Source organism: Marinovum sp. PR37, from assembly GCF_028807375.1.
Lineage (GTDB): Bacteria > Pseudomonadota > Alphaproteobacteria > Rhodobacterales > Rhodobacteraceae > Marinovum > Marinovum algicola.
Genome location: NZ_JARAML010000012.1, coordinates 1 through 15,339 on the forward strand (window position 1 = coordinate 1; position 15,339 = coordinate 15,339).

Annotated in this window: 11 protein-coding genes and 1 tRNA gene; all 12 read right to left on the bottom strand. The window is 66.0% G+C overall.

Annotation, left to right across the window (positions count from 1 at the left end; translation table 11 throughout):
• Window positions 1-274 precede the first annotated feature (274 nt).
• The 12 genes from PVW49_RS11575 to PVW49_RS11630 all read right to left on the bottom strand — a co-directional run bounded on the left by PVW49_RS11575 (window position 275) and on the right by PVW49_RS11630 (window position 15,330).
• Window positions 275-2,389 carry an AAA family ATPase gene (locus PVW49_RS11575; protein ID WP_274590585.1) on the bottom strand — a complete coding sequence of 705 codons (2,115 nt, stop codon included), beginning with the start codon at window positions 2,387-2,389 and terminating at the stop codon, window positions 275-277.
• A 180-nt stretch (window positions 2,390-2,569) separates the two neighbouring features.
• The gene (locus tag PVW49_RS11580; protein WP_274590586.1) at window positions 2,570-2,920 is read right to left on the bottom strand and encodes a tyrosine-type recombinase/integrase; all 351 of its coding nucleotides are present in this window, start codon (window positions 2,918-2,920) and stop codon (window positions 2,570-2,572) included.
• Between the two features lie 3 nt (window positions 2,921-2,923).
• Window positions 2,924-3,790: a tyrosine-type recombinase/integrase gene (locus tag PVW49_RS11585; RefSeq protein ID WP_274590587.1), complete on the bottom strand. Its 867-nt coding sequence runs from the start codon at window positions 3,788-3,790 to the stop codon at window positions 2,924-2,926.
• Between the two features lie 151 nt (window positions 3,791-3,941).
• Window positions 3,942-4,016 (bottom strand) — tRNA-Phe (locus PVW49_RS11590).
• 101 nt (window positions 4,017-4,117) lie between these two features.
• Window positions 4,118-5,173, bottom strand: a complete 1,056-nt coding sequence (locus tag PVW49_RS11595; protein WP_274590588.1) for an alginate lyase family protein — start codon at window positions 5,171-5,173, stop codon at window positions 4,118-4,120.
• Window positions 5,101-7,818 carry a hypothetical protein gene (locus PVW49_RS11600; protein WP_274590589.1) on the bottom strand — a complete coding sequence of 906 codons (2,718 nt, stop codon included), beginning with the start codon at window positions 7,816-7,818 and terminating at the stop codon, window positions 5,101-5,103. The genes PVW49_RS11595 and PVW49_RS11600 overlap by 73 nt, the downstream gene beginning before the upstream one ends.
• Entirely contained in the window at window positions 7,806-9,104 is a 1,299-nt protein-coding gene (locus PVW49_RS11605; protein WP_274590590.1) for an alginate O-acetyltransferase AlgX-related protein, read from the bottom strand. The genes PVW49_RS11600 and PVW49_RS11605 overlap by 13 nt, the downstream gene beginning before the upstream one ends.
• Window positions 9,104-9,856: a hypothetical protein gene (locus PVW49_RS11610; protein WP_274590591.1), complete on the bottom strand. Its 753-nt coding sequence runs from the start codon at window positions 9,854-9,856 to the stop codon at window positions 9,104-9,106. Before PVW49_RS11610 ends, PVW49_RS11605 begins: the two co-directional genes overlap by 1 nt.
• Window positions 9,857-9,859: 3 nt before the next feature.
• Window positions 9,860-11,362: a right-handed parallel beta-helix repeat-containing protein gene (locus PVW49_RS11615; protein WP_074836287.1), complete on the bottom strand. Its 1,503-nt coding sequence runs from the start codon at window positions 11,360-11,362 to the stop codon at window positions 9,860-9,862.
• Complete coding sequence (locus PVW49_RS11620) at window positions 11,352-12,755, bottom strand: mannose-1-phosphate guanylyltransferase (RefSeq protein ID WP_274590592.1); 1,404 nt, start codon at window positions 12,753-12,755, stop codon at window positions 11,352-11,354. Before PVW49_RS11620 ends, PVW49_RS11615 begins: the two co-directional genes overlap by 11 nt.
• The gene (locus PVW49_RS11625) at window positions 12,752-13,846 is read right to left on the bottom strand and encodes a hypothetical protein (RefSeq protein ID WP_048532733.1); all 1,095 of its coding nucleotides are present in this window, start codon (window positions 13,844-13,846) and stop codon (window positions 12,752-12,754) included. The genes PVW49_RS11620 and PVW49_RS11625 overlap by 4 nt, the downstream gene beginning before the upstream one ends.
• An 8-nt stretch (window positions 13,847-13,854) precedes the next feature.
• A complete protein-coding gene (locus tag PVW49_RS11630; RefSeq protein ID WP_274590593.1) occupies window positions 13,855-15,330 on the bottom strand; it encodes a glycosyltransferase in 1,476 nt (491 codons plus the stop codon).
• Window positions 15,331-15,339 lie beyond the last annotated feature (9 nt).

Genomic DNA, 15,339 nt, shown 5'->3' on the forward strand with positions numbered 1-15,339 from the left:
ATCCTGATTGTCGCGCTGATCTCACCCTGATTGTCGCGCTATACGCTTCTCACCGGCAGTTCCAGCTTCCTCGACCAATCGCGCATTTTCATGACACTTCCCGGCCCTCATTCCGCGTGCCTCCAACGCGGGGATAGGCAAACGGTTGACCGCGACGAATGGCAGCTTCGCTACGTCTCGAACCATCCGAGTTTCCCATTCGCTTGGCGGAAAAGACCAAAGCTCTATTTCCGCGATGAAGGCCGCACGAGCAGCCTCCCGGTTTCGCTTTGCCTCACCCATTCGGTCCTCCTTCACACACGACAGTCTCTGAAATGGGAATGTTTGCTTCCGACTTGTTTCCGTTCTGGAACAACGGCCCGAACCCGTCACAGATCGAATAGTCCCCGCCTGAGAAAGTGATACGTCTATCCTTAATCAGATCGCTGATCGCTTTCCCGGCAATAGTTCGGCGGGAGTTAGAGTCATCTGAGCCAGAAACGGCGCGGCTATCCGCCACAAGTGCCTTGTATTCCTTTTCCGAAAGCCTGCCGCCTGCCTGCACGAGAACATCGAGCGCAGCCTGTCGGGAAGGTGCAAGTCGTCTGATCTTCTTTGGCACCCCGACCAGCGGATTGCAGCGCGGGAAGGTCAGCGGGTCGCCGTCATCATCGAACCCGAAGCTGTCGGCAGAGATCGTGAAGGCAACATCCCGTTCGCAGCTACCGTTGCGGTTCTTGGTAAGCTTGCCTCGGATGATCCCGGCATCGGAGTCCTTCTTGACGTGCAGGGCCACGTCCAGCGCGCCATTCAGGACACTGTGACCGCGCGGGGTGCCGCTTTCGCTCTTGGTGTCGTGGTGGATCAGCACAACAGCCGCGCCCCAGGTCGTGAGCGCCCGCGCGATGCGAACAATCTGGTTCATCGGTTCGGCTGAGTTTTCATCGAAGCTGCCAAAGGCGACGGCCAGGGTGTCGATGAAGATCAGGTCCGGGCGCTGGGCTTCCACTGCTTCGAGCAAGGCTTGCAGATCGGGCGCGCGCTTCTCCCCGGCTGCGGGCAGGAGGCGGGAAATACCGCCGACCAGCTTGAAGGCATCGGTGCTTCCGTGTTCACGTTTGAGCGCCTTCACCCGCCCCTTCATCCCGTGGTGATCTTCTGCGGCGACATAGAAGACCTTTCCACGCCGGGTCCGCATCCCGAAGGCTTCCTTGCCCAGCGCGACCATGTATCCGAGGAACGGGCCAGCGAGGGATTTGCCCGCGCCGGGTGCGCCGAAGATGCAGCCCACGTCACCTTGCGAAACCAAGTCCTTGATCAGGTATTTCCGCGTCTCGGATGCGTCGCACTCGTCGGGGGTGAGGAAGGTTAGGCGCGACGCCGCGGGCGTCTGCGGTTCCAGCAAAGACGGCAGGTCATCGAAGTCATCGGCGCGGTATTCGAATGCTTCCATTTCCCAGCCATAGGCCTTAGCAATCTGGAACAGGGTGCCAATTCCGATTGCGCCGCCCCGAAAGGACTTCCAAGCCATCCGTTGCCCGCGTTCATCGAATTTGATGGATTGCCGTGACCAGTGCGACCACATGCCAAACGCTTCGTCGGTGTCGCCGTATTCGTCCTTGATTGCCATGCCGACGCGCAACCACGTATCGCGGTCGTCTGCATCAGTGATCATGTCGAGCGCGCGCCGCACCTCTGCCGGGTCCGCGCGGATGCGCAGGAGGTCAGAAAGGTCAGTGGGTGACACTTCCGGCGCGCGACCTTCGGCAAACTGGCCCAGCGTCACCGGCGAGATTTGGGCCTTGTCGGTGAAGGGGCGTTCCCAGACATAGGGCTTCCCCGTCTTGGGGTGGATCGAGGGCGGCAAGACTGCCTGCGAACCGGTCCCCATGAGGTCGATTTCCCAGCCGTCTCCCTTGGCAAGTTTCCTCTTGGGCATGGGTTCTGGCGACAGGAAATAGATGTGACGGGAGTCGCCGCCGCTGCCGCTGATCACAGCCGGGAACGTCCGAGCTTCCGGCCAAATTTCCAAGAGTTTGCCCCAGGCCTCACCAGACTTCGCCGGATTGCGCACATCGAGGTCAATGAGGTGCAGAAAGCCGTCGCCAATCTTGGACGGCAGACCCAGGCGGACGCCGATGTTCCGCCCTTCACGATAGGAATCGCGTAGCTCTGATTCGCTGAGTTTCGGGGTGGTCGACCAGCCTGCGGAGACCGGGCGTTTCTCTTTAACATGCAGCCAATGGAGCGATGCGCCAGCGTTCAGTAGGTCGACATTGATGCTGTCCAACGGTTCGAATGTGGACACATCCGGACGCATCTGGACACATAGCAAATCCGACAGATCGGTATTCGCGGCGCATGGAGACGCTTGCCCGGTCGGGCTGGAAGTGGTATTGTCGAGGGGCATTCGATAGACCTTTTCTGGTTAGCAAGGCCCCGCAGTCGCAAGCTGCGGGGCCTTTGCGCTTTCAATCCAGAGTTCAGCTTATCACAACGCCGATATTCCGCCAAGCATCAGAAAATAAACGGACTTTCACATCTAGCGTGAAAGTCTCGGAGTGCGAGGGGCGCAACTCATACTCAACCCCTAGCTGAGCAGGTCCGAAAGGTCGGTATCAATGGTCAAGACTGTGGCAGACGCTTGCTTGGCCCGCCCGGCGGCTTCCCATTCGTCCAGTTTGTCGCTCCACCACTGCATAAGCCGCCGCCGCTCTTCCAGGCGCATCCCGCGATAGTATGCCGCCCGCACTGCGTTCTTTGGCGAATGCGCCAAGGCCTTCTCGATCGCATCCGGGGACCAGAGTTCGGACTCGTTCGCCACGGTCGAGAAGGTGGAACGAAAGCCGTGCACGGTCGCCTTGGTATAAAACCCCAGCCGATACACCAGATAGAGCATCCGGTTCTCGGAAATAGGCTTCACCGGCTTGTCTCCCGGCACGATTTATCCGCCTCCGTCCGCCAGTTCTCGCAACTGATCGAGGATTGCCAGAACCTGCCGGGACAGCGGCACCACATGATCAGCCCCCATCTTCATCCGATCTCCGGGGATGCGCCACACATCACCATCAATCTCATCCCATCGCCCGAACCGGATTTCATTGGTGCGGCAGGCCGTGTGAATGGCCAGCAGGAGCGCCAGACGGCTTTGCGGTTCACAGTCGGCATGTGACAGGGCATTGAGGAAGGCAGGCATCTCTGACGCGCCCAGCGCGGCTACGTGCTTGACCCGGGGCGCTGGGCGCAAGGCTCCGCGAAGGTCCGCCGCCGGATCACGCTTGCAGAGGCCACACGCAATCCCGTAGCGAAAGATCGCCCCGAGGGTCTGGTGAATCCGCGACGCCACGTCCAGCGCGCCCCGGGCCTCCACGGCACGAATGATCTTCAAGAGTTCGGGGGCTTCTATCTCGGCAATGTCGCGCTTCCCGATGAAGGGGAATACATCGCGGCGAAACCGGGATGCGATGCGCTCATAGTGTTTTTCGGACCACGCCCCGCGCTGGGCTTCCAGCCATTCGTTCTCCACCCGCTGAAACGGGTTCTGGACGGCCAGCCCATCACCTTTCGCCGGGGTGACGCCTTCGCCCAGATTGCGCTTCAATTCGTCCCGCATCCCGCGAGCCGTGGCGAGGCTGACCCGCGGATACTGACCAAGCGTCGCAGTCTGCCGCTTGCCCTCGTGACGGTAATCTACCCGCCAGGTTTTGGTGCCCGCAGGCGAAATGTAGAGATACAGCCCGGCGCCATCGGTCAGCTTCCGCGGCTTGGACTCAGGCTTGGCATTCCGGCAGGCAACATCGGTAAGCGACATGGTATCCTCGTGACGGTAAACCCCTTGCCGCCTCTACCGCCGGATTTACCGTCAACGGCGTGGATGCATGGGGACGCATATGGACACATGGATACCAAGAAAGTTGATTTCACTCAATTTTCTCATGCGGAAATGGGCTGTGAAGTAGTTGTGGTGCCCGGGGGCGGAATCGAACCACCGACACGAGGATTTTCAATCCACTGCTCTACCCCTGAGCTACCCGGGCACGGGAGAACGCGTTGCGTTCGGGTGGATGCCTTCTAGGAGAGCCGTGCCGGAGTGTCCAGTGGGTTTTTGCAAATTTCTGCCCCCCGGCACGGCATTTCTTCACTCCGCTGCACGTCGCCAGATCAGCCCCTGGTCGCCGCCGAGCTTGGAGCTGGCCAGCGGGCGGTAAACCGCTGCCAGCACTTCCAGATCCGACGAGGTCGTGAGGGTCAGGTAGGCCTCGAGCCAGGCGAGGTTGTAGGCCGAGATCTCGCGGCTGCCGTCGAAATAGCTCTGCTCCTCGCCGGTGATCTCGCGGGTGGTGGCGCCGTCGGTCAGATCGTCGAGCACAAAGCCCACCACGCGGTCGAGCGCGGCGTCGCAGCGCGCCCCCGGGGCGAAACCGTGATCGGCCAGCAGGCGCGAGGCCACCACGAGCGGCGCCACCGCGTGCATCTGGTAGTGGAAGGCCAGCCGCCCGCGGGTCATCTCCTGCGGCAGGCTGCCATCGGGGGCGGCGGTGCAGAGCACGTAATCGGTCGACCAGGCGGCCCAGCCGCGCAACAGTCGGTCGCCGCCCAGATCGGCGATGGCCGCCACGCCGAGCGCCGCCCAGGCGCGCAGATTACCCTGGCGGGCGCCGCCGGGGGCCTGTTCCCAGAAACCGAGCTGGCGATAGGCCAGGGCGCTCAGCCAGCGCTGGATGGCCGAGAGATCTTCGTGCCGGGTGGCATGGGGCACGATCTGGCGCAGGGCCAGCCCCAGACCGGCCAGCCGCGCGCCAATGGTGAGCTGGGCGGTCTCGGTGGCCAGCGTCTCGAGCGCGCCGGCCTCGGCCCAGGTCGCAAGCTGGGCGATCACGCAATCGGCGATCACGGCTTTCTGCGCGCCTGGTTCATACACCCGGTTGGCCAGTTCGGCGAGGTCGCGGATGAAATCGTCCAGCGGCGCCAGCGCGGCTTCGGCGGCGGCCTCGGCAGCCGGGTCGATCTCGGAGCGGGTCGCGCCTTGGTGGGCGTAGCGGCTGTCATAGGCGAGCGTCAGCACCGGCGCGGGCGGTTCCGGGCAGGTCTGGGCCAGCGCCGGCGCAGCAAGCCCGAGGCTCAGCGCAGCCGCAGCCAGCGCGCCAGATCCGCGGCGTCTGAATCTCCGCCGGTGGCGGCTTTGTCGAGCCATTCTAGGGCCTCCGTTTCATCGCGAGCGACGCCCGCGCCCATGGCAAGGTTGCGGCCAAGTTCCGCCATCGCCGGCACCGCGCCCGCGTGGGCGGCGGCGCGCAGGGCGGTGATGGCCTCGGCCAGGGATTGCGCCGTTGTGGCACGGTTTTGCAGCAGCCGGGCGTGACGCCAGAGCGCCTCCGGCTCGCCTGCTGCGGCGATCCGGGCCACCAGCTGCGGGAAATCGAACGTTTCGTCGATCGCCCGGCGCAGCTCCTCCGGTGCGGCGAGGTATTGTTCGAAGGCGCGCGGCAGGGTGTCGCCGCGGTCAACCAGTGCCTTGAAATGCGCGGCCGCCTGTTGCGGCGCGTAACTCGCCAGATCGGGCTGCGCGGTCAGGTGAAACAGCCGCCACTGGCCTTGCAGGTCTCCGGCCCGGTCGCGGGCGACAACCTGCGCAGGCCCCGGTGCCGGCCGGGTGTCGAATCCGGCCATCTGGCCATTGGTCAGTCGCAGTTTCGACAGGGTGTTGTGACCGGCGATGGCCAGCCCGATCTGGCGCCAGTGAAACGACATCGGCGCCGTGCCGTGGAGTGCATGTGCCTCGCCCAGTTCGTCGGTGTCCTTGGTGGAACAGGCCATCAGGCTGACCGCGCGGTCGAAGTAATCGTCGCGCCTGGTTTCGGCGACGTGGGGCAGGGCGAACATCATCGCGAGAAAATCGCCACGGTCGTCGATGATCCCGGCAAATTCGTCAAAGACCCGGCGTTCGGCCTCCGGCGTCTTGCCAAGCCGCGCCAGCAGTCGGATCGCGGCACCTTCGCCCCGGTGGCTGGCCTGGCGCAGCAGGTGCCGCACATCTTCGGCCATGGCCGGGTTCATGCCGCTGTCGTTGATCATCGCGATCGAGAGGTCGAGCGCGGTGGTCACGCCATTGTTGAGATAGACCCGGCGGAAGAATTCCAGCGCCAGCGCTCGTTCCGCCGGATTGGTGGCCAGCGCAAACTCGAGCTTGGCGAACTCTTCCAGCGTCTTGTCGGAATTGTCGGTGCGGTCGGCCCAGATCCGCTGCGCCGTCTCGGTGGCGATCGGGTCGCGCTGTACGAGTTGCAGGTAATGGGCGAGCGACAGGGTGCGCCCGTCCAGCGCCTGCGATTGCAGACGGGCCAGACGCCAAGGGTCCTTGTAGGGATCGAGCGCCATCAGGTTCGACGGCGTCAGCGCCACCATCTTGTGCGTGGTGCCGGCATAGGCCCGCGCCCAGGGTTCGGCCTGATCCAGCAGCGGCGCATCGGGCGCCTGGCAGCGGAACAGCCGGTCGAGGTCGTTCATCGCGGCGGCGTCGCGGTGGCGCGTGGCGGCCAGGGTCAAGAGGTCGACGGCGCGGTTGAACTGCGCGGGATCGTCGCGATAGCGCAGCAGCCTGGCGGCCAGCGCGCGCATGCCTGCGGGGTCGTTGCGGGCGGTGGCGATCTCGAGCTGCGCGATGATCTCGTCTTCGCCGGCCCAGCGGCCGAGCCGCACCGAAAGCTCCTGCGCCAGCTGGGTAAAGACCAGGCCGGGCGCGCCGGGAATGGTGGCGAGCTCGCGCAGATAGGTGAGGTAGGGCCCCGAGAGGCTGGTCTCCATGGCATCGATGTTCACGCCGGTCTGCAACAGCGGCGTCAGCGAGGCGCGGCGGCGGCCGCGGTCGTCGGCCTGGGTATGGGCGAGGACCTCGCGCAGGGTGTCGGCGTCGATGCCGCCCTCCTCGAGCCGCCCCCGGGAACCGTCATCGACCACGATGCCGCGGGCCACGGCGCGCCGGAGATAATGCAGCATCTCGGCGCTGTCCTGATCTTCGGCTGCGGCCGAGAGATGAAATTCCACCATACGCCAGGCCGCCCTGGCCGAACCCAGATCGGCGGCGAAGCGATACCACGCCCAGCCGATCTCGGCATTGCGGCGGACAATGCCTCCGGTGAGGTATTCGTGTGCGATGCGTTCGGCGCGGGCACAGACGCCACTGTCCATCTGTCCCAGCAGCCCGCCAAAGGCCATGGTGGCGGTCAGATCCTCCGGCGCGTCCCAGCCGGGCAGGGGGCGCGCTTCGGCCATGCGCCGCGCCACCAAAAGGAGCGCTTCGGGGTGACCGGCAAAGGCCGCCTCGAGGATCAGGTCATCGGCGGCGGAGGTGTCGGCGGGAGTGCCGATACCATTGCGATGGAACTGCGCCAGCTGCATTTTCTGGCCGTTGGTCAGCAGCGGGCGTTGCGCCGTCAGCTGCGCCACAAGCCCGGCCTGTTCAATTGCATCGAAGCGGCCGGCGTCGATGTGCAGACCGATCAGGTCGATCAGTTCGGCCGCCCCGGAAAAGCGCGCGTCCGCGCTCGACAGCCGCGCGCGCAGGGTGGCGATAAAGTCGAAATGCCGGTCGGGATCGGCGCTCTGATAACGGCGGATGTCGCGTTGCAGATAGCGGGCGCGTTCCATCTCGGTCAGCGCGTCCTCGTCGCCGGGGCTGCCGTCGTCGACGCGCCGCTCGGTCGCGGCGCGGCCGCAGAGCGATTGTTCCTCGACCGCCGGCGGCAGGAAGGCCAGATCGAGCGGCGCGGCCGGCAGCGCCGCCGGCGCCAAGAGCGCCAGCACGCAGGGCGCACCCAGAAGACGGCTCAGCGCAGACATGCCCGCACCTCCGCATGCTCGCCGAAATCCACGTCCAGCGTCACCGCGACCGAGCTGGCGCCCCCGCTCCAGAGACCGGTCATCGGCGCATAGAACCGCCCGCTGGGCAGTTGCGCCCGGTGGCGCAGGATTTCGCGGTGGCGGGTCTCGCCCGCGTCATTGCCAAAGGCCAGAACCGCGCGGCGGGCCGGGGCGCCCGCGGCATCGACAAACAGCATGTGCGCACTCTCCGTATCAAGCGTCGAAAGATCGACGCGCAGGGTCTTGGGATCGTCGGCGTCGCGCGCGACTTCGAGGGGGATGTCGCAGCGGTGGCGCGCGGCGGCGATCAGTTCGGCCATCGGCTGGTCGTCATGAAGCCCCGGCGCCTCGGCCTGGGGCAGTTCCCAGACAAGTACGCTGGGCCGGGCGTTCTGAAACTCGGCCGAGGTCAGATAGGTGGAAATCGCCGCAAAGGCACCACCACCCGGCACCGAATATTGCACCACGTTGAGCCCGGTTTGCTGTGCCAGAAAGCCGGCGAAATTGGCCTCCGGCGTGTCGGAATGCTCGCTGCCCACCAAGGCGACAACGCCCCTCGCGCCCTCGGCACGAAAGGTGCGGCTGGTTTTCCAGGTCGCGGTTTCGGCCGGCGGCAGCGGCTCGGCGCAGGAGCGTTGGCGGACAAGGCGGGCGTGCGAGGCCACGCTGGCCGAACCGGTGGGCACCGTCTCGAACCGGCCTTGCGCCAGCGCCTCGATCCCCGGCACCGCCTTGATCGCGGCGCCGATGGCGGCGGCGGCCAAGCGCGCTCCTTCGGCGGTCAGCCGCGGATCGGTGCGGAAATAGGGCAGGGGGCCGGTGGCGTCGACCATTTCGGCGCGCAGATCGACGGCGCGCACCCCGGCCGCCTGCAATTGCGACAGCGCGTCGAGATAGACTGTGGTGGCCAGCGAATAGTCAAAGCCGTAATCGGTGGTGGCGGGAGACAGGTATTTCGGCATCGCCAGCGATTTCACCGGCACCGGCGCATAGATCAGTGCCGTCCCCTTCGCGGCCAGCGCCTGCGTGAGTGTGGCGAGATCGGCGATCGTCTCCGGCGCCATCGGGTGATGATTGTGCAGGTCGGGATGCAGGCGAAAGAACACGCCGTCGCGCCCCTCGACGCTGGCCATGAACTGCCCTTCGGCCAAGCCGCGGCAACCATAGCCCGAAGCCGCCGCCGGCCCCGCCAGTCCCAGACTGGCCAATCCCAGCCCCAGCATCGCCGCGGCGGCGCGCCGCCGGAATGTTGCGCATCGCGTCATCATGTCGCCTCCCTGTGCCGCTGCCGCGCCTCGGCGCTCCGGCGCAGGCTCTGCGCCACGGTGCGGATGGGCAGATCGCCCGTGCGTTCGGCCAGCTCGAGATAGCCGATCACCCGGGTTAGCGCCGCCGCATCCAGATCGTCGCGGCTCAGATCCTTCATCGCCAGTGCCAGCACCATGCGCGCGCCACCCTCCTGACGGATGCGGGCGCGGGTGGCCTCGGACATCGGACCAAACAGATTGCCCGGACCATTGAGCGCAATCAGCGCATCCTGGGCCAGGCTGTTGCCGGCCCAGGCATGGGGATAGAGCACGCGGATATATTGCGACACGCGGTGTTTCGGCTCGCGCGCGGGGTCGAGCAGATAGAGCGCCGCGACAAAATCGTCGAACAGGCCCTGCCGGCCGGCGCCCGAGGCGATGCTGGCGTAATAGGCGATGTCAGAGGCATGTTCCGCCGGGCCGCGTGGCCGCAGGCGCTTGACCATGCGCAGTGCCGCCAGCCCGTCCCCGGCCTCGGCCAGCCGGCGCAGATCGGCGTCGCGCAGCGGCCTGTTGCCGACCATCGCCTTGCGCAGCCGCCGCAGTTCGGCGGTGGGCAACTGGCGGGTGTGGGTGATGCCACGGTCGACCACTACGGCGATCCTGCGACTTTCGGGGGCTGCCGGCAGGGTCAGCGGCTGGGCGAGGCCGGCGCTGGCCAGCGTCCCGGCCAGCACCGTTGCCAGCACGATGGTTCGGCGCATTGCCATGGCTCAGCCCTCCTGCCCGCAATGACTGGGCAGATCGGCGATCCGCACCAGGCCCGCCGCGTCCAACGCGATCGGCGCGCGGCCGGTAATGTCCGAGGCGATGTAACGCGCCTGCCGGCCCAGGTCTCCGGCCAGAAACCGCGGGAATTGCCGGGTAAAATCGTTACCTTCCAGCAGGATCGCCTCGGCCGTGGCCGTGGCCACGCCGGCGCCGTTGGCGTCGAGCACATTGTCCTCGATCCGGGTCACCGCGCCGGCGGGCTGGCCCGACACCCAGATGCCGGCGCTCTTGTTGCTGACCAGGATGTTGCCGTCCAGATGCGCCGCCAGGCTGTGACGCACCTCGATGCCCTTCTGCCGGTTGCCGATCACGTAATTGCCGCTGACACGGGCACAACGGGCCCGGTCGAGCTTGATGCCGCTGCCATCGCGGGCCCAGACGATATTGCCCTCGACCCGGGTGCGGTCGGGGGCGTTCTTGATCAGGATGCCGACGCGGTCGCCCTCGAGGATGGCATTGCCCGCCAGCACCGTGCCGGAAGAGCCGTCGAGCACCCGGATCGCGTTGGTCACCGAGCGCCCGGCCAGAAGGTTGGCGGTGACGCGGGTGTCGCGGCTGTGCAGGATGACCAGCGCGGCCGATCCCGCGTCTTCGATCCGGTTGCCGTCGATCACCAGCCCCTCGGCGGCCTGCACCGAGATGCGCTTGATCCGCGCGATCTTGCTGTTGGCGATGAAAGAGCCGGCGGCGGGCCGGTCAAGCGCGCCGCGAATGACCGAGAGACCGGAATATTTGACCGTGCTGCCAAACCCGAGATCGGCGATCTCGGCGTCGCGCACGTGCAGCGTGCCGGCGCCGGTGGTGGTGACGAAGGGGGCGAATTCCGCATTGTCGGGGCTTTCGCCACCGACCCCGCGCAGCACAGCGCCCTCGAGCACCAGCCGGCCGAAATTTAGCACGAAGGCGCCGTGGTTGCGGCTGAGGTCCAGCCGCTCGCCGGGCCCGATCCGCAGCTCGGCCCCGTGCCGGATGATCAGCGGCGCACGCAATTCGAGCCCGCCCGTGCCGGGCACCGCGTCTTCGCCCATCAACGCCGCCAGATCGGCCAGCCCGAGGCTGCCGCTTTCGATCATCCGCACCTGGGGGCCGCGCCCGGCCTGCGCCGCCAGGACGGCGCTGTTGTCCTCATGCCCGAAGGCCTGCGCCAGACGGCCGAGCGCGATCCGCAGATCGAAACTGCCGGTCGAGATCGCCGCGCCGGTGGGGGCCCCGATCGGCGTGACATCGGCCGCCGGCGGCAGTGCAAAGCCGGCTTCGGCCATCAGCGCCCGGGCGCCGAACCGCGCGGCCTCATCCGCCGCCACCGCCTCGGCCAGCCGCAGGACGGCCTGCCGCTGCTGCTGGCCATGGCTGTCGGGCGCGGCGAAACCGGGCAGGGCCATGCCGGCCGCCATCACCGCCGCAACCCAGAGGCCGGCGCGTCTCGTGTTCCGTTCACGAGGCATGACGCGCACTGCTGGCCAGGTCCTGCGGGGCCTCCTGCAAGACGATGGTGAAGACCAGCACCTCGACCGCCGTGTCGGTCGGATTGCTCAACGTCGTGCGCGTCTGATGGCACAGCGTCTGGCGGTCGCCGTCGCGCAGCCGCGCCTGGGTGCGGCCATTGGTCAGCAGCACCTCGCCCGCCGCCACGATCGCCTCGCGTCCCGGCGCGGGATCGAGCCGCATGGTGCCGCCGGGTTTGACGGTGACGGTGCAGAGCGTCATGTGATCGCGCGCCACCAGCTGGCGGATGCTGCCCCATTCGTAATCGGTGCGCTGGTGTTTCTCGGCCTCGATGCGCTCGTTCGACTTCAAGTGTTCGGCCACCTGCTTGACGGACTGGCAATGGCCCACCTTGGTGACCAGCAGCGCATCGGCGGTGTCGACGACGATGATATCCTCGAGCCCGACACAGGTCACCAGACGGGTTTCCGAGCGGATCATGCAGTTCTTGCTCTCGACCGAGATCACGTCGCCCTGAATGACATTGCCCGAGGCGTCGGTGTTGGAAATGCCGTACATCGCGGTCCAGCTTCCGACATCGCTCCATTCCACGTCGAGCCGGCAGAGCGCGATGCGCCTTGTCTGCTCGAAGACCGCCTTTTCGGTCGGTTCGGCATCGGCCTGGCCAAAGGCTTCGCCGTCAAGCAGCAGGCCCTCGGCGGTCTCGGACGCGGCGCTCAGCGCCTGCACCACGTGGTCGAGCGTTTCGGGATCGTAGCGGGCGTATTCCTCGATGATAGTCGCCGCCTTGAACAGGCTGATGCCCGAGGCCCAATAGGCGATGTCGCTCTCGACCAGCAGCCGCGCCTTGCGGGTGGGGGGTTTTTCGACAAAGCGCTCGACCTCGCGCAGGTTGGGATGGGCGATGATCGGGCCGCCGTCGGTGATATAGCCAAAGCCGGTTTCGGCATAACGCGGCTTGATCCCGAAGGTGACGATGTATCCGGCCTCCGCGCCCGGCTGCACCGCCTTGATCGCGGTGTTGATGTCGCCCTCGATCACGTGATCGGCCGGCACCACCAGCATCAGCTGATCCGGATCCCTGGCCGCCAGCTTGAGCGCGGCGGCAAGGACGGCGGGGCCGGTGTTGCGGCCCATCGGTTCGAGGATCACCTCGGCGCCGCGGCCGATCTGGCGCAGCTGGCGATGCAGCGTGCGGCCGTGTTTCGCGGACGAGACGATCAGCGGGGTGCCGAAGCCTTCGCCGGAATGCCGTTCGACGGCGGACTGGAAGAAGGTGAGCGACGCGGCATCGCCGACCCGTTGAAACTGCTTCGGGCTGTGCGTGCGCGAGATCGGCCAGAGCCGCGTGCCATTGCCACCGCAGATGATCAGGGGGGTGATCTCTTTCATTGTCCGTCCGTCCCATTCTCAAACGGTTTGGCGAAAAGTGCCTTGGAAATCCGCACCCGTGCGGATTTGCCGATATCATCGGCGGTCAATGCGCCAGGCTGCGGCCGAAGCCGGACCGGCAGGAAGAGATCGCCGTCTTCCGCCGCGGCGCTGGTGGCCGAGGTCAGGATGATCTGCGCCGGGATCGCCCGGCCGTCATTCATCTGAAGATGCACCACCTCGCCTGCCATCGCGCGCGACAGGCCTTCGGTGCTCATCTGGGTCTGCACGCTGACGGTTTCGTCCTGGCCGAACAGCATCAGGATGCTGTCGCCCGGCAGCACGGTGGCGCCTTCGAACATGCCATCGGTCAGGGTGACGGTGCAGTCGCAGGGCGACTGAAAATTCAGCACGTCGCCGGTGGTGGCCGAGAGCGAATAGAGCACCTCGCCCTTGCCGGCGGCAGGGTTGAGATAGATGATCTGGCCGCCGCTGGTGGCGCGCATCTCATTGCCGGCGCGCATGATGAAGACCGGGCGCAGCTCGTAATTGGTGGTGTAGCGCACAAAGAGCGCGCTCAGAGCCAGATAGATCAGCAGCAGCGAGGTCAGCACCACGCCGATGCTCTTGAGCCGGCGGCGGTTGTCCTCTTCGGTGCCGCCCGCCTTCGGCTGTTTGAGCTGGGTCGGGCCGGTGTAGCTCATCATCGAGCCAAGGCTGACGACGTCGCCGGCGATATAGGTGTTCAGGATATACCGCAGCTGCGGCAGATGCGGGCCGGTGGGGTCGATGAATTGCAAGGTGAGCTCGTCGCCGGTGGCATTGACGCTGACCTTGGCCTCGGGAAAGAGGGTGATGGTGAAGCCGCCGAAATCGAACCGCAGGCGCACCGGCTGACGGCTGTTGATCAGCGCCGGCGGAACCGCGTTCAGCAATTCGACGTAGGCCGCCGTCACCGAAACCCCGGTGCCGGTAAAGCGGGCCTCGCCGATCTGGGCCGTGAACGGCACCGGCAGTACCGGGTGCTCGTTGTCAAATCCGAACTCGGTCGGGACCTGAGGCGCTTTGGGTGCGCCATGTTCGTCTTTTTCCATGGTGATCTTGTCAAGCATCGCGCACCTCAGACTTTGGTAAAATACAGGATCGCAACCGTCAGCCAGACCAGCGCGAGCGCGTGGTGGGCGGCACTTTCGGTTGCCTTGAGCTTGTCACGCAGCGCGATGATCGCGCCGCCGGTTCCGCCGCCCTGGCGGGTCCATTTCTGCTTGTCCATGCGGAACAGGACATAGGTTTTCAGCGCCGCGCCCACGACCTGGCTGAAATACAGGATCGGCGGATGGGTGACCGGAAACCAGCTGCCCCGGAACAGCGCGATGATGACGCAGAAGATATAGCGGGTGATCATCACCCAGGCGATGTAGAGCGGGATCACCGAGGGACTGACCATGATCGCGGCCAGCGCCACGGTGATCGGACCGACAAGCGTCGTCCACATCGAGACCCGCTGGTCGAGCACCGACCACCAGGTAAAGCCGCCGATCAGCCGCGGCGAGAGCCGCAGCGCCCGGCCGTTGGTGCGGATCATGTTGCCGAACCAGCGCACCATCAGCGTCTTGGAACTGTCTAGAAACGTCGGCCGCGGCTGAAACTCGAAGCTGACCGAGCGCACATCCGGCAGGTAATGCATCTCGTAGCCGTTCTTGAGCAGCCAGAACCAGGTGGATTTGTCGTCGCCGGTCAGGAAATCCACCCGGCCCAGCCGCCAGTGGTCGAGGAAATCCTGGCCGATGGCCTGAATGAAGGTCGGATCGATGGCCAGATCGGCGCGAAAGACGCTCATCCGCCCGGTCAGCGTCAACACCCGCTTGGACAGCCCCATCGAACACATCATCACCTGCCGCTGGTTGAAGCGCAGCACGAACCAATCCTTGAACAGGCTCTCGCGGCCGACTTCGACGTCTTCGTCGGTGGTCAGCGCGCCGACCTTGAGATTGGTGAACACCGGCGCGCTTTCGGTCCAGATGTCCTCGGGCACCATGGTGTCGCCGTCGACAAAGACGAGGATGTCGCGGTGGGTGGGCGACAGGCCACCCAGGATGCGCAGGGTCCTGGCCAGCGCGTCGCGCTTGCCGTTGGCCTTGATGCGATCGACGATCAGCTGAACGCCGGTCATGTCCTCGGCCTGGGTCTCGTAGATCTGTCGGATCAGCCGCGCGTCGGCGCCATCGACCACCGAAGCCACGATCGTCGCCCCGTCCCGGGCGCGCGCGGCGGCGCGGAACACGCTGCGATAGACGGGCAGGGTGACCTCCGGCTCCACCATGTAGGAGGTGACCAGCATGTACATGTGCGATCTGCCGGCCCGTTGGGCGAACCGCCGCCGCGCAAGACGCTTGCGCCGCGGATGGATGACCCGCCGAAAGACCACCGCGCGGGCAAAGTTGATGGCCGCCCAGCTGTACCGCCAAGTGCCCAGGAAGCCCATGATGAAGATCGTGTTGGTCGCATACTGGATCTCCCCCAGTGCCGCTCTGGGCACCAGGGTCACCAACAGGACGACCAACGAAAAATAGGCCATATGGGAGAGCGCAAGCATGGCTCGGCT

Excerpts from the sequence above, each read along its gene's own strand:
- PVW49_RS11585 (WP_274590587.1), bottom strand. The coding sequence starts at position 3,790 with ATGTCGCTTACCGATGTTGCCTGCCGGAATGCCAAGCCTGAGTCCAAG.
- PVW49_RS11575 (WP_274590585.1), bottom strand. The coding sequence starts at position 2,389 with ATGCCCCTCGACAATACCACTTCCAGCCCGACCGGGCAAGCGTCTCCA.
- PVW49_RS11600 (WP_274590589.1), bottom strand. The coding sequence starts at position 7,818 with ATGTCTGCGCTGAGCCGTCTTCTGGGTGCGCCCTGCGTGCTGGCGCTC.
- PVW49_RS11595 (WP_274590588.1), bottom strand. The coding sequence starts at position 5,173 with ATGGCTCGACAAAGCCGCCACCGGCGGAGATTCAGACGCCGCGGATCT.
- PVW49_RS11610 (WP_274590591.1), bottom strand. The coding sequence starts at position 9,856 with ATGGCAATGCGCCGAACCATCGTGCTGGCAACGGTGCTGGCCGGGACG.
- PVW49_RS11625 (WP_048532733.1), bottom strand. The coding sequence starts at position 13,846 with ATGCTTGACAAGATCACCATGGAAAAAGACGAACATGGCGCACCCAAA.
- PVW49_RS11630 (WP_274590593.1), bottom strand. The coding sequence starts at position 15,330 with ATGCTTGCGCTCTCCCATATGGCCTATTTTTCGTTGGTCGTCCTGTTG.
- PVW49_RS11615 (WP_074836287.1), bottom strand. The coding sequence starts at position 11,362 with ATGCCTCGTGAACGGAACACGAGACGCGCCGGCCTCTGGGTTGCGGCG.
- PVW49_RS11605 (WP_274590590.1), bottom strand. The coding sequence starts at position 9,104 with ATGACGCGATGCGCAACATTCCGGCGGCGCGCCGCCGCGGCGATGCTG.
- PVW49_RS11620 (WP_274590592.1), bottom strand. The coding sequence starts at position 12,755 with ATGAAAGAGATCACCCCCCTGATCATCTGCGGTGGCAATGGCACGCGG.